This is a genomic window from Almyronema sp., assembly GCF_052168255.1.
GTDB classification, from domain to species: Bacteria; Cyanobacteriota; Cyanobacteriia; order Phormidesmidales; family Phormidesmidaceae; genus Sphaerothrix; species Sphaerothrix epifaneia.
On the sequence record NZ_JBQLZL010000057.1, the window covers coordinates 1 to 13,175 of the forward strand.

At 53.8% G+C, this 13,175-nt stretch carries 12 protein-coding genes; 9 read left to right on the top strand and 3 right to left on the bottom strand.

Annotation, left to right across the window (positions count from 1 at the left end):
- Window positions 1–93: 93 nt before the first annotated feature.
- The 3 genes from ACTS3T_RS12700 to ACTS3T_RS12710 all read left to right on the top strand — a co-directional run bounded on the left by ACTS3T_RS12700 (window position 94) and on the right by ACTS3T_RS12710 (window position 1,258).
- The gene (locus tag ACTS3T_RS12700; RefSeq protein ID WP_377967986.1) at window positions 94–321 is read left to right on the top strand and encodes a hypothetical protein; all 228 of its coding nucleotides are present in this window, start codon (window positions 94–96) and stop codon (window positions 319–321) included.
- Window positions 311–700 (top strand): type II toxin-antitoxin system VapC family toxin, encoded by a 390-nt coding sequence (locus ACTS3T_RS12705; protein WP_377967985.1) that lies wholly within the window; start codon window positions 311–313, stop codon window positions 698–700. Before ACTS3T_RS12700 ends, ACTS3T_RS12705 begins: the two co-directional genes overlap by 11 nt.
- Before the next feature lie 96 nt (window positions 701–796).
- Window positions 797–1,258, top strand: coding sequence for a GNAT family N-acetyltransferase (locus ACTS3T_RS12710; protein WP_462935086.1), 462 nt, complete (start codon window positions 797–799; stop codon window positions 1,256–1,258).
- Between the two features lie 108 nt (window positions 1,259–1,366).
- Here ACTS3T_RS12710 and ACTS3T_RS12715 read toward each other — a convergent pair whose 3' ends face one another.
- Both ACTS3T_RS12715 and ACTS3T_RS12720 read right to left on the bottom strand, forming a co-directional pair.
- On the bottom strand, window positions 1,367–3,334 hold the full coding sequence (locus ACTS3T_RS12715) for an FAD-dependent oxidoreductase (RefSeq protein ID WP_462935087.1): 1,968 nt from the start codon (window positions 3,332–3,334) through the stop codon (window positions 1,367–1,369).
- Window positions 3,335–3,384: 50 nt separating this feature from the next.
- A complete protein-coding gene (locus ACTS3T_RS12720; protein WP_462935088.1) occupies window positions 3,385–4,386 on the bottom strand; it encodes an aldo/keto reductase in 1,002 nt (333 codons plus the stop codon).
- Between the two features lie 197 nt (window positions 4,387–4,583).
- Between ACTS3T_RS12720 and ACTS3T_RS12725 the strand changes: the two genes are divergently transcribed.
- The 6 genes from ACTS3T_RS12725 to ACTS3T_RS12750 all read left to right on the top strand — a co-directional run bounded on the left by ACTS3T_RS12725 (window position 4,584) and on the right by ACTS3T_RS12750 (window position 11,236).
- Window positions 4,584–5,141: a TetR/AcrR family transcriptional regulator gene (locus tag ACTS3T_RS12725; protein WP_377967977.1), complete on the top strand. Its 558-nt coding sequence runs from the start codon at window positions 4,584–4,586 to the stop codon at window positions 5,139–5,141.
- Between the two features lie 70 nt (window positions 5,142–5,211).
- Complete coding sequence (locus ACTS3T_RS12730) at window positions 5,212–6,882, top strand: alpha/beta hydrolase (protein ID WP_377967975.1); 1,671 nt, start codon at window positions 5,212–5,214, stop codon at window positions 6,880–6,882.
- An 80-nt stretch (window positions 6,883–6,962) separates the two neighbouring features.
- The gene (locus ACTS3T_RS12735) at window positions 6,963–8,798 is read left to right on the top strand and encodes an ABC transporter ATP-binding protein (RefSeq protein WP_377967973.1); all 1,836 of its coding nucleotides are present in this window, start codon (window positions 6,963–6,965) and stop codon (window positions 8,796–8,798) included.
- Between the two features lie 189 nt (window positions 8,799–8,987).
- The gene (locus ACTS3T_RS12740; RefSeq protein ID WP_377967971.1) at window positions 8,988–9,422 is read left to right on the top strand and encodes an RrF2 family transcriptional regulator; all 435 of its coding nucleotides are present in this window, start codon (window positions 8,988–8,990) and stop codon (window positions 9,420–9,422) included.
- 126 nt (window positions 9,423–9,548) lie between these two features.
- Window positions 9,549–10,511, top strand: coding sequence for a cysteine synthase A (cysK, locus tag ACTS3T_RS12745; RefSeq protein ID WP_377967969.1), 963 nt, complete (start codon window positions 9,549–9,551; stop codon window positions 10,509–10,511).
- A complete protein-coding gene (locus tag ACTS3T_RS12750) occupies window positions 10,511–11,236 on the top strand; it encodes a J domain-containing protein (RefSeq protein WP_377967967.1) in 726 nt (241 codons plus the stop codon). Before cysK ends, ACTS3T_RS12750 begins: the two co-directional genes overlap by 1 nt.
- A gap of 7 nt (window positions 11,237–11,243) precedes the next feature.
- Here the strand turns inward: ACTS3T_RS12750 and ACTS3T_RS12755 are convergent, their stop codons facing one another.
- Entirely contained in the window at window positions 11,244–13,028 is a 1,785-nt protein-coding gene (locus tag ACTS3T_RS12755; protein ID WP_377967965.1) for an ArnT family glycosyltransferase, read from the bottom strand.
- Between the last annotated feature and the right edge of the window lie 147 nt (window positions 13,029–13,175).

Genomic DNA, 13,175 nt, shown 5'->3' on the forward strand with positions numbered 1-13,175 from the left:
GAAGGCAAACCTCACACCCCTCTTGGCGGCATTAAAGACCCTCTCCTACCGCTCTCTGGGTAAGCGGTATAGGATGGTAACAAGGAGGGCAGTATGAATATTCCTATCATCGAAGAGGTTGTTGAACAGTTGAAGGTCATGCCTCAGCATTTGCAATGGCAGGTGCTTGAATTCGTTCGAGCATTGGTAAAAGCGGAAGTTCGAGGTACACCAGGGCAGCAATTATTGCGTTTTGCTGGGTCAATTCCTTCTGATGACCTTCAGTTGATGCGTGAAGCAATTGAGCAAGATTGTGAACAGATAGATATCAATGAGTGGTAGGTTTTTGCTCGATACCAACATTGTTATTGCCCTTTTTGCAGATGAGGTGATCGTCAAAAATAGTCTTGCTCAAGCCAGTGAAGTTTTCATTCCAAGTTTTGTGATTGGCGAGCTGTGTTATGGAGCCAGAAAGTCAGGGCGAGTTGAAGCAAACTTAGCAAGAGTTGATGAATTGGTTGCTGGCAGCACAATATTGGTATGTGACGCTGAAACGGCTCGGCAATATGGCGAGGTCAAAAACAAGTTAAGGCTTAAGGGTCGTCCGTTACCTGAGAATGATGTCTGGATTGCAGCCTTTGCAATGCAACACGCTCTAATTCTGGTAACACGCGATGCTCATTTTCAAGAAGTGGAGAGTCTGAAAACAGCGGCGTGGTGAGTGCGATCGCTAATCTCCCGTAAGTTGGGTTGAGGTACAAAACCTAACCTACAACCTCAAAACTCATATCAGCTAAATTTTTTTACTTGATTTGAAATGCTTGTTCGAGTTGCCCAATTAGTAGATATTGAAACGCTGTTTGAAATTAGAACAAGCGTGATTGAAAACCATCAATCTCGTGAAGAAATTGCTGAACTCGGTATTACGCCAGAAACGATCGCTCAGATGTTGCAATCAGATTGTTGCGCTTGGCTAGCCGAACTTGATCAGCAAGCAATTGGCTTTGCGATCGCCAACAAAACCGAAAAAACAATATTTGGCATCTTCGTGCTACCTGATTTTGAAGGGCGAGGAGCGGGTCGCAAACTAATGCAAGCTGCTGAAAGTTGGTTTCGCGCTAACAATATTGAAGAAATTTGGCTTGTCACAGGAAACAATCCTGACTTAAGAGCTTATGGTTTTTATTTGCATCTAGGATGGATTGCAGTCGGCGCTGAAACCGAAGGAGCCTTCACAGGTGAGATGAGATTTGTTAAAAAGCTAGAGTTGAAAAGATGACTCACTCTTTAGGGAAAGAAAAAAGAGCGCGATCGCCCTGATTCAGCTTGATCCATAGAAAAATCCAAAGCTATCCTTACGTTCAGACAAAGCCCGCTGGCTGAAGACTTACCAGCTCCAGCTTAGTCCTTGTTGACGGAGGTGTTGTTGCAGTGCTGGCATATACCCCATCTCCACAATCTCAGCAGGCGTCAAGTCTGCCTCGGCCTGCGTCACCAGCCAACCCGCTGTTGCCCCGGCAGCCGCCCCTACCCCCCACTCGCTGTAGTGAACCCGCGTTACCGCATTGACAATATGAGTTACCGCGATCGCCTTACCGCCTATTAGCAAATTATCTACCCCCTGCGGAATCAACGCCTCTAGCGGAATTAGCGCCGGACGCACCACAAACTCACGCGCCGGAGCCGCTGTGGCCTCACCAGACGGTTCCCAATTGCGATAGCGGCAACCGTGAATATCAACATCGTAATGAGCCAGTGCCACCGCAGAGGCTTCAAAATTTCGGCCACCGGGCTGGTCTTTGCGTAAGTCAGCCTCACGCAGCATAAATTCTGCTTGGCCATAGGCGGTACGGCCTAGAATCCGTCGTCCTTCGCGGATATAGGGCGTCATGCTGAGTCCTGTCTCAGTTGCCATCGGCGACGCGGCTCCCGCCAGATACGTCAGAGGAAATTCTGCGGTTGCTTGGGTTTCTAGCAGCCACTTAGCAAATAGCAAAGCCCGATCTTCGGCATGTTTGAGCGATAGAGCCGAAAGGCCGCCCAGCCAGTTTTGCCGCTGCCCAGACTCCGCCAGTTCTGCCTCGGTCAAAATGAGCGGCGGGTTCATCCAGTTCCAGTCATTGCCCCGGTTCCAGTTAATCATGGTGATATCGCCGAGGGCAGGTGAACCCGTATAGGGGTTGTTGCGGCTGGTGCTGACAATGCGGCGATAGTGAAACAAGCTGCGTCCAGCAAAAACCGGGAAATTTTCTAGCTCAAAGTTGGCAACATGCTCTTTAGCCGGATAGGTAGACTCGACCTGAGCCAGTTGAGCCAAGCTTTCGCCCGCGTCATCATAGAGAGCGATCGCAAAGGGATAGGTCAATGCCTGGGTACATTGCGGATTATCGCGATCGCTGCCATTAATTTCGCCTGTAGTGGTTTTGGCTTCTGACCCTAAGCGGTGAGGAATGCCAGCCCAGCCCACCAGTTCCCCGGTATCGGTGGCGTCAATCACCCTCAAAGTTTCACCCGGCGGCGGCTGTAGCCGAATGGCGACTTTTTCAAACGTTTCGCTGGGCGACCAGCTATACCAGTCGCCCATTTCCTGCGATAGTCGCCCCGTGGGTGTGTAGTCTACTTGGCGGGGCAAGCGCTGCACGGCATAAATGGCGGTAATGTTTTGCCCCGCCGCGTCAAACTCGGCTCCCTTAAAGGCGGTAGCGGTACTCCAAAGGCTATCAGGAGCCGACCTAGCAGCATCTTGCAGCCATTCGGCTGAGGCGGTGGCTCCGGCGACAGGTGGAAAGCACAGCGTCCCCACCCAGCAAGCATTAATTGCTGCAACTGGCGTAGGGGTTGCCACCGGAACCCAACTGGGCAACCTCACCATCTGCTGCTGAATCAGTTGTCGAAACGCCGCCCAGCTAGGCGAATAATTTTGGCGATCGCGCATTTGCAACGACTCATCCAGCGCCGAAACCCCTTGACTGCTAATTTGTCCCCCCAGCCACGGCGTTAGCTCAATTAAGCAAGTCGTCGCGCCCGACTGCATGGCTTGAGCCGCCGCCGCCACCCCGCCTAACGAACCGCCAATCACCACCACCTGACACTGCCAAACTGACTGAATCGGGGGTAGCGGGTTTAGTCGCGGTCGCCCGTTAAACTGGGCGGGTAAAGGCAACGCCTTGAGCAACGCTGGCGCAATTGCCGCGAGTGTAACGGTGCGAAAAGAGGCTAGCGGCTGGCAAGCAGCCACCGAGAGTCCAAAGGCTACCGCCAGCGCCCCTAGCCGAAATCGATTTAAGCGGTGTTGTTGCTGCGATCGCCCCACTCTGTCTAGCCCATATGCAAAACCAGACCTGTACCGTAGCATTCGTTTTGCCCCTGTGGTGGGGCTACGATACGTTCAGCAACATTTAGCGGCTAAACAGCAACCGCTTCTCGGTTGGGCGGAGCCATAAATTCAGGGCCAACCGGGTCTGGAATCGTGTCAGCCAAAATTTGGTCAATATCCTGGCGATCGCGATCGCTAAGCGACCAACCCGCCACAGCCGCCGCCGCTTCTAATTGATCAGGCCGACGGGCACCCCAAAGCGCCACGGAAACGCCTTGATCCAAAATCCAGCGGGCAGCTAGGTGAATAATGCGCTTGTCGTAGCGATCTTGGGCTAGCTGATCGAGCTGGTCAACCGCTTTGAGATACTGCCCGTAGCGAGGGGGCTGAAACTTAGGGTCGCTGTTGCGCAAGTCGTCGCCTTCGAATTCTCGCTCAGCAGTCATTTTGCCGCTGAGCAAACCCCGACACAAGGCTCCGTAAGTCACCAGGGCAATGTCGTTTTCTAGGCAGTAGGGGCGAATGTCATCGTCAATCGCCCGCTCAAACAAATTGTAGGGCGGTTGACAGGTGTGCAATGGTGCAAACTGGCGAAAAGCATCCATTTGGGCGGGTGAATAGTTGCTGACGCCAATGGCGTGAATAATGCCCTGGTCGTAGAGTTCTTTCAGGGTTTTAGCAGTTTCTTCACAGGGAACTAGCGGATCCGGCCAGTGTACCTGGTAGAGGTCGATGTAGTCAGTCTTGAGCCGCCGTAGCGAATCGTCGATTTCTTTGAGCAGGCGATCGCGAGTAGCGTTGCGAACCACTTGGCCGTCATCGTTCCACGCTAGAGCGACCTTGGTGGCCAAAACGATATCGTCACGCTGACCAGATTCGGCGATCGCTTTGCCGACAATTTCTTCTGAGCGGCCAAAGCCATAGACAGGGGCAGTATCGACAAAGGTAATGCCGCGATCGAAAGCTGCCAGAATGGTTTCAATCGACTGCCGCTCTTGGGTGCCGCCCCACATCCAGCCGCCAATCGCCCAAGTGCCCAGGCCAATCCGAGAGACTTTCTTGGTCAGGGGTTTAATCTCGGTGTATTCCATGAAATTGATTTGCGTTGAAGCTTACGGGTGTGCTTTTTTATTCAAACGTTGCGCACCGCCCGCCTACCTCCTGCTTACGAAAGAAAAACGCGATCGCGCTCTAGGGGTTAGACAGAAGCTTCGCTCTGCCAGACCGGATCGTCCAGCAGGCTTGATAGGATAAATAGGATAAAGAAGACACCCCGCTAAAGGCACCTATGGATCGCGATGAAGCGGTTACCCGTCTGGTGGATGTATTTCGCCAGTATGGCTATGAAGGAGCTTCAATTCCCAAGCTGTCACAGGCGGCTGGGCTGGGCAAGTCTAGCCTTTACCATCATTTTCCGGGTGGCAAAGCCGAAATGGCAACAGCGGTTCTTGACTATTTAGGCAGGGGCTTAGCAGCAAATATTTTAGCCCCCCTACAGGCTGCAGGAACGCCCCGCGATCGCCTGCGGGCTATGGCTAGTCGGGTTGATCGCTTTTATCAGCAAGGGCAACAAGCCTGTCTGCTGGCGCTGCTTTCTTTGGGTGAAGCCAGCACCCAGTTTCAACCCCAGGTACGACAGATTTTTATCACCTGGATTGACGCTTTAGCCACTGTAGCGATTGAAGCTGGCGTTGAGCCTGCGATCGCTCAGCGACGAGCCGAAGACGCAGTTTTGCAAATTCAAGGCGCGATCATCTTGGCGCATGGTTTGGGAGAAACGACCGCCTTTGCCCGAATTTTGGCGCAACTTCCCGAAAGTTTGCTGTCGCCGGAAGAAAGTGCATGAAAGCCAGCCTCTCAGAGACAATAGAAAGCGATCTGCAACTGACCACTGATTTAACTTATCTATAGAAGAAATGCTAAAACCGCCCTTCCGCCCGATTGCTCAACTATTGGGAAAGGTTCGCGATCGCTGGCCGCGCCCGGTTCGGTATGCCTTAGGAATTAGCTGTTCGCAAGCGCTGCTAGCGGTGCCCGCGATCGCGGCTGAGCAAATCTATCTCAACTATTCGGTTTTAGAGCGGGCTATTCCGATTGAAGATTTAGAAACCTATGCCCGCGAAGGCACCCTTAGCGATGACCTGCGAGCCTATGCCCGTTATTTTTCAGCCGAGCAGCTAGAAGCCTTTCAGTCGAGTTTGCTGGTGGAAGCCGATTTAGGCGTGGTGCCGATTTCGCAATTTCTCTATACGCCCCAAGGCGAAGCTTTGCTTACCGAGCTGGGCAAGGTGATTCGTACGGGCGCTAGACAGCCCGGTTTTTCTGCAATTCGGGCGGCGGTGATTTTAGCGGCGGCTGACGACGAGGGGCTGACGCTGCTGAATGTGCTCAAAAAGTTTCCTACACCTGCGATTCGGGTCGATCTGCGTCGTTCGGCTCAGCTAGCCCGCGAAGTTTTTGACGAAATTAACCAGACCGATGCAGCGATCGCGCTGCTGCAAAACCAGGCTCAGCTAGCGATTCAGAACGACCCAGCGGCAGGGGAGGCTTCGATTTTTGACTGGGTGTCGCTGGGGGCTGAAGGGCCATATGCCTGGGAGCGGATTCCGCTGAATCCGGCGATCGCAGACTTTCCGGCTGATCTTTACTTGCCGCAGATCCGTCAGGCTGCCCCGATTGTGGTGTTGTCTCACGGCTTGGGCGGCGATCGCACAACGCTTGCTTACCTGGCGCGTCACCTGGCGTCGCATGGCTTTGCGGTGGCTGTCGTTGAGCATCCCGGCAGCAGCGCTGAGCAAATTACCAACCTGCTGGCGGGGCGAGCCAACCAGGTAATTGCGCCAGAAGAACTGGTGCAACGGCCTCTAGAAATTCAAACCCTGCTAGATTCGCTAGAGCGTCAAGCGGCGGCTGATCCGCTTTTAGCGGCACGGCTCAATTTTCAGCAGGTGGGCATTTTGGGGCAATCGCTAGGGGCTTATACTACCTTAGCCATCGCTGGAGCAGCCATTAATCGCCCTCAGCTAGAGAGCAGTTGCCCGCCCAGCTTTGATTCGCTCAATGTATCGCTACTGCTGCAATGTTTGGCTCTGCAACTACCCGCGCAAACCCCCGATCTAGCTGATGAGCGCATCAAAGCCGCGATCGCCATCAACCCTTTGGGCAGCGCTATTTTTGGCAAAGCCGGGTACCGCCAAATTGAAATTCCGCTAATGCTGGTTAGCGGCAGTTCAGACACGGTGACGCCCGCTTTAGCCGAGCAGATCCGCCCGTTTACCTGGCTGATGAAGCCTCAGCGCTATTTGCTATTGATGCAAGGGGGAACCCACTTTTCTACCCTGGATGATGCCGTGGAAGGGGAGGGTGCTATTCCGGTACCTGAAACGGTGATTGGGCCTGATCCGGCTCTAGCCAAACGCTATATGCAGGCTATAAGTCTGGCCTTTTTCAAAACCTATCTGGCGGGTGAGTCAGCCTATCGTCCGTTTCTGACCCCGGCTTATGTGAGCTTGCTTAGCCGTAATGCGCTGCCGCTGAGCCTGGTGGAGTCGCTTACCCCAGAGCAACTGGCACAGGTTGAACAGTAAGTGTTTGGGCGGCGCTTTGGCGAGGAATGGCTTGGACGGCGATCGCCCGACTCTGCTTTGACAAACGCTATCGTGAAAGCATGGCAGAACGAAAACAGCGTATCTGGCAGCGATTGCGCGACTTAAAGCGATCGCTCACGATTTATCAATACGGGCGACGAGCCGTTGAACTGGTGTGGGAAACAGACTGGCGGCTAACGCTAGCGCTAGGGGTTTTAACCATTCTGGCGGGGCTGTTGCCAGCGGCGATCGCCTATGTGGGCAAGCTGATTGTCGATAGCGTGGTACAAGCGGCGCAGTCGGGGCTGCGGGGCGATCGCCTGATGTCGCTTAGTTACTTGGGTTTAGAAGCGATTTTAGTGGCGCTTTTGGCGGGCGGACGCCAGGGGTTGACCCTGTGCCAATCGCTGCTGCGGGTGCTGCTGGGGCAAAAGGTGAATGTCTTAATTTTAGAAAAGGCGCTCACCCTAGATTTGACCCATTTTGAAGATTCAGAATTCTACGACAAAATGACGCGGGCGCGACGAGAAGCCTCTAACCGACCGCTGAGTATGGCTAATCGCACCTTTGGTTTGGTGCAAGATAGTCTATCGCTAATTACCTACGGCGGTCTGCTGCTACAGTTTTCTGGCTGGGCGGTGGTTATGCTGCTAGGGGCAACCATTCCGGCTTTTGTAGCCGAGACTTATTTTGCCGGGGCGGCGTTTCGCTTGTTTAAGTGGCGATCGCCAGAAACCCGTCAGCAAACGTATTTAGAGGTACTGCTAGCCCGCGAAGACTACGCCAAAGAAGTAAAGCTGTTTCAGCTTGGCCCCATGCTGTTGCAGCGCTATCAAGCCATTTTTCGGCGGCTTTACGCCGAAGACCGTGACCTCACCATTCGCCGCAGTGGTTGGAGCTTTGGCCTCAGCTTGCTCAGCACCGCCGCTTTTTATGCCGCCTATTGCTGGATTTTGCTAGAGGCGATCGCGGGACGAATTTCTCTGGGCGATCTGACGATGTATTTAACCGTGTTTCGGCAGGGGCAAACCACCTTTGCCTCTGGGTTAAGCAGCGTTGGCGGCATGTATGAAGACGGACTTTATCTGTCAAATTTGTATGAATTTTTAGAGCAGCCAGTGCCGCTAGCGCAGGGCTATGCCCACTCCGGCTTGATTGCAGAAGATGGCTTGCGATTTGAAGCGGTGTCGTTTACCTATCCCGGCAGCGATCAGCCTGCGTTGCAACAGGTGTCGTTTCATCTACAACCAGGACAAAAATTGGCGATCGTGGGTGAAAACGGTTCGGGCAAAACAACGCTAATCAAGCTGCTGACCCGGCTATATACACCCACGGCAGGAAAAATTTTGCTAGACGGTCGTGATTTGCAAGACTGGGACGGAGAGGTGCTGAAGCGGCGAATTGGCGTCATTTTTCAAGATTTCACCCGCTATCAGTTCACCGTGGGTGAAAACATCGGCGTAGGAGATGTCAAATACTTTGAAGCGGGCGATCGCTGGCGCAGTGCCGCCGACAAAGGCACGGCAACCCCCTTTGTTGAGTCGCTGCCAGAGGGCTTTCAAACCCAACTAGGTCGCTGGTTCAAAAACGGGCAAGAACTCTCCGGCGGCCAATGGCAAAAAATCGCCCTCTCTCGCGCCTTCATGCGAACCAGTGCCGATATTTTGGTACTCGATGAACCAACTTCGGCAATGGATGCGGAGGCAGAGGTGAAGCTGTTTGATCAGTTTCGGGCAGTGACGCAAGACCAAATGGCAATTCTAATTTCACACCGCTTTTCGACCGTGCGCAGGGCCGATCAAATTATCGTGTTGTCAGCCGGAAAGCTGGTTGAGCAAGGAACCCATGAGGATTTACTGCAACAAAATGGCCGCTATGCTCACCTGTTTAGACTGCAAGCGGCGGGTTATCAATAGGCGATCGCTACTGGCCTTTGCTGCCGCTCTTTTTTAAGGGTTTGTCAGCCAAAACGCCCAAGATTATGCTGTAGCCGCTGAGGCTGAGTCAGAGCGGTCAACGCAATAACTTTTCGATACCCACAAACCCCAGTGGGGAACCGGAGTATACTAGAAACGTGACCTATTTTTTTCATCACTCCCTAACTTGTGGAACTTACCTGCAAAAGCGAATATGCTCTCATGGCCCTGCTCGAACTGAGCGCTCATCACAGCAGCGGTGAGCCACTGCAAATTCGTCAAATTGCCAATCATCAGAACATTCCCGATCGCTACTTAGAGCAGCTTTTAGCCACCTTAAGGCGAGCAGGTTTTGTGCGTAGCCAGCGCGGCGCAAAAGGCGGCTACCTGCTGACCCGCGAACCCTGGCAAATTACTTTGCTGGAGGTGATTTGCTGCATAGAAGGCTTAGAAGCTCAAACAGAACCAGACGTACTGCCTAAAACTGCGGAAGGGTCAGTGGTTTGTGAAGTTTGGCAAGAAGCGCGTCAGGCGGCAGAAGCGGTTTTGCAAAAGTATACGCTGCAAGACTTAGTTGATAAGCGCAACGCCAAACGCCAAACAGACCTGATGTATTACATTTAGAGACTCTTGGCAGCTTTGACTGGCAAAAATCAGGCATCAGGGCACATTGCCTGGAGACTCGCCAATCGCAGTTTGATCGCTCCCGGCTAGCCCCAAAACTTAGCAACCCCTAATTTTTAAAACGCTATGCACATTGCTCAAGACATTACCCAACTCATTGGCCGCACTCCGCTGGTGCAGCTCAACCGCATTCCCCAAGCGGAGGGCTGTGTCGCCCAAATTGTAGTCAAGCTCGAAGGCATGAACCCTTCCGCCTCGGTCAAAGACCGCATCGGCATCAATATGATTGAAGCTGCCGAGCGAGCCGGAGACATTACACCGGGCAAAACCACACTGGTAGAGCCAACGTCGGGCAACACGGGGATTGCCCTCGCAATGGCGGCAGCCGCTAAAGGATATCGGTTGATTTTGACCATGCCCGAAACCATGAGTTCTGAACGGCGGGCGATGCTGCGGGCTTATGGCGCTGAACTAGAGTTAACTCCCGGCATTGAAGGGATGGGGGGCTGCATTCAACGGGCGCAGGCCATTGTCAACTCTACAGCCGATGCCTACATGTTGCAGCAGTTTCGCAACCCGGCTAACCCTGAAATTCACCGTCGAACCACGGCAGAAGAAATCTGGCAAGACACAGACGGCCAGGTAGACATTTTTATGGCAGGTGTAGGCACGGGGGGAACAATCTCTGGGGTAGCGGAAGTGATTAAAGCCCGCAAGCCAGACTTTCAGGTGATTGCGGTAGAGCCAACCAACAGCCCGGTGTTGTCGGGCGGCAAACCCGGTTCTCACAAAATTCAGGGAATTGGCGCTGGCTTTGTCCCGGAGGTGTTGCGTCAAGATTTGATTGACGAGGTGGTGACGGTGGACGATGACGAGGCGATCGCCTATGGGCGTCGGTTAGCCCGCGAAGAAGGACTGCTTTCAGGTATTTCTACCGGAGCGGTATTGTGTGCAGCGGTGCAAGTTGCCCGTCGGCCTGAAAATAAAGATAAGCTGATTGTGATTGTGCAGCCTAGCTTTGGAGAGCGCTATCTCAGTACCCCCTTGTTTCAAGATGCAGAGCTAATGGCTCCTGTCACCATGGGTTAATGTCTTTTCCCAATCATTATCAAACCCTGCAAATTACCGAAGCCGCGACCCAAGCCGAGGTCAAACGAGCCTATCGGCGGCTGGCGAAACGCTATCACCCTGACAGCCATCAGGCAGAGTCGGGTCATGAGCAAATTACGCTGATCAACGCTGCCTACGAAATTTTGGGCGATCCGCAGCGGCGATCGCAATATGACCGCGATCGCCGCGATTGGCAGCAAGGCGAGGCTTGGGGTATGGGTCGCAAAACCTCCGCCCGCGATCGGCAGCAGCGCACCGTTGATTTGCAAAACTACTATCGCCAACAGCGCCAGAAGGCTCAGGCGGCAGATACCCACGTCGATTTATGGCTGCGTCAGGTTTATGGCCCCGTAGACCGACTGGTGGCAAAAATTCTCAACCCGCTGAAATCGCAAATTCGGGCTTTGTCAGCCGATCCGTTTGATGACGACTTGATGGCTGACTTTCAAACCTATTTAGAAGACTGTCGCGATTGGCTAGATCAGGCGCGCGCCAAGTTTGGCTCCATGCCCAATCCGGCTAATGCGGCTGGGGTAGCTGCCAATCTTTACTATTGCCTGAATCAGCTAGAAGATGGCATTGAAGAAATGGAGCGCTTTACCTACAACTACGACGACAGCTACCTCCACACCGGGCAAGAACTCTTTCGCATTTCCAGCCAGCTTAGACGGGCGGCGAAGTCAGATGTGGGGGCTTTGGGCTAGCGGTGCCTTAGCGGGTTAGCCGTATTAGCTCGTAAGGTTCTGGGGCTAGCAGTTGAGTGGCTTGGCGATCGCCTGGGTTGATTTTGGCAATTTCGGCCGATCGCCCCACTAATAAAACTGAAGGGGTCGCGGCTTGCTCCAGGTAGGCTTCAACCGCCGCCGCGCTATAGAGATAGTTCACCGGGCGCTGTGTATAAAACACTAGACTCGGCTTTTTAAAGCCCGTCATCACAATCGCTTCGTTAGGCTGCTCAGCCACAATCGTGGCGGCAATCTGCCGCAAAGGCCATTGCCGTTCGCTATCGGCAATTTCGAGAGCGGGCATCATCGTCAAGCCCACAAACGCCACAAACGCCACCAGGTTAACGCTCCATAGCCAGCGCCCCTGCCGCACCCCCACCAGCAGCAAGCCCACGACTGCCGCCACCGCCCAAATCACCGCTCCGTGAAGCATAATGCCAGACTGTTGTACCAAATCCGGCAAGTTGGGCATAGAGGGATCGTCACCCATCCAGTTGGGGCTGTAGAGCGCAGCTCCGGCCAAAGCCACCATCAGAGCCAGGTTAGCCGCCACGCTCAGCCCAAATCCCCAACTGACTGAATCCGGTTTGACCGCCACCATGCGATCGCTCCACAGCAGCGCTACCAGAATCGCCGCAGCAGGCATCAGCGGCAAAACATAGCTGGGCAGCTTGGTCACCGCCACCGTGAAAAAGATAAAAATGCCCAAAAACCAGGCCAAGGCAAATAGCCCTAACTGCGCCGAACGGGGCTGACGACGCCAGTGCTTGACCCGCCAAAACTGTAACCGGGCGATCGCCTGGGGCAAAAAAATTGACCAAGGCACAAAACCGACAAACACGACTAAAAAGTAAAAAAACCAGGGAGCCGAATGCCCATTCACCACGCTGGTAAAGCGATCGAGGTTGTGATATCCAAAAAAAGAATCAATATAGGCGCGGCCATTGGCTAAAATCACCAGCACATACCAGGGCACCGTTATCAGCAAAAAGAGCAGCAGCCCCGGCAACAGCCGCAGTTCGGCCAAAACCTCTCTGAGCCTGCCCACATAGAGCAAAAAGCCAATCACAATCAGACTGGGCAATACGACCCCCACAGGGCCTTTTGCCAAAACTGCCAACGCCATGCCGACATAGAAACTGAAATACCACTTTGTTTGACGGCTGGGCTGCTCTGGCTGGGCATACCCCATAAAAAACGCCAGCAGCGCTGCCCCCATGCAGCCGCTCAGCAACATGTCAGAAACGCCAATATGCGCCCACGCAATGGTCTCCGGGTTAAGGGCAATTAGCGCTGACCCAATAAACGCCGACAGCCAAAGCGTGTTTTGACTCTGATGGCTCAGCCCCGTGCCCCCGCTTGCAGTGATTGCGGTTGCCTGGTTGGGCTGCGCAAAGCCAAAGCGCCGTAAGACATAAAAGCCCAAAGCGGTAAGCGCTGTCGCCGCGATCGCCGAGGGCAAGCGTACCGTCCACTCGCTCACACCTGCTAGATGAAAGGCGATCGCCATCAGCCAGTACACCAAAGGCGGCTTATCAAAGCGGGTTTCGCCGTTAAAATAAGGCGTCACCCAGTCGCCCGTTTCATACATCTGGCGCGAGGCTTCGGCAAATAGCGGTTCTGTTTCGTCAATTAGCCCTACGCTACCCAGCTTCCAGCCAAACGCAATCCAGCCCACCACCGCTAGCCACAGCACTGAAAAGGCGATGGCAAAGCCGGGATGGGTTCTGAGCTGTTTGAGTAGCGAAGCAAGCAAAGTTTGACGTTTCATGCAGAATGCTGGCGTTGAATTAAGAACGAGCCGGGGGATTTTGCCTTTTGGGTCATCACCCAAAGCCACTTTTTGCCCTAAAGCCGATATAGCCTGGGTTATGGCGACGCAAACCGCCCCTAGCCATTAGCGGCTGCAAAGGGGAAC

What these genes read in the sequence shown, in the direction of transcription:
- ACTS3T_RS12700 (WP_377967986.1), top strand. Translation starts at nt 94, where the DNA reads ATGAATATTCCTATCATCGAAGAGGTTGTTGAACAGTTGAAGGTCATG.
- ACTS3T_RS12705 (WP_377967985.1), top strand. Translation starts at nt 311, where the DNA reads ATGAGTGGTAGGTTTTTGCTCGATACCAACATTGTTATTGCCCTTTTT.
- ACTS3T_RS12710 (WP_462935086.1), top strand. Translation starts at nt 797, where the DNA reads ATGCTTGTTCGAGTTGCCCAATTAGTAGATATTGAAACGCTGTTTGAA.
- ACTS3T_RS12715 (WP_462935087.1), bottom strand. Translation starts at nt 3,334, where the DNA reads ATGCTACGGTACAGGTCTGGTTTTGCATATGGGCTAGACAGAGTGGGG.
- ACTS3T_RS12720 (WP_462935088.1), bottom strand. Translation starts at nt 4,386, where the DNA reads ATGGAATACACCGAGATTAAACCCCTGACCAAGAAAGTCTCTCGGATT.
- ACTS3T_RS12725 (WP_377967977.1), top strand. Translation starts at nt 4,584, where the DNA reads ATGGATCGCGATGAAGCGGTTACCCGTCTGGTGGATGTATTTCGCCAG.
- ACTS3T_RS12730 (WP_377967975.1), top strand. Translation starts at nt 5,212, where the DNA reads ATGCTAAAACCGCCCTTCCGCCCGATTGCTCAACTATTGGGAAAGGTT.
- ACTS3T_RS12735 (WP_377967973.1), top strand. Translation starts at nt 6,963, where the DNA reads ATGGCAGAACGAAAACAGCGTATCTGGCAGCGATTGCGCGACTTAAAG.
- cysK (WP_377967969.1), top strand. Translation starts at nt 9,549, where the DNA reads ATGCACATTGCTCAAGACATTACCCAACTCATTGGCCGCACTCCGCTG.
- ACTS3T_RS12750 (WP_377967967.1), top strand. Translation starts at nt 10,511, where the DNA reads ATGTCTTTTCCCAATCATTATCAAACCCTGCAAATTACCGAAGCCGCG.
- ACTS3T_RS12755 (WP_377967965.1), bottom strand. Translation starts at nt 13,028, where the DNA reads ATGAAACGTCAAACTTTGCTTGCTTCGCTACTCAAACAGCTCAGAACC.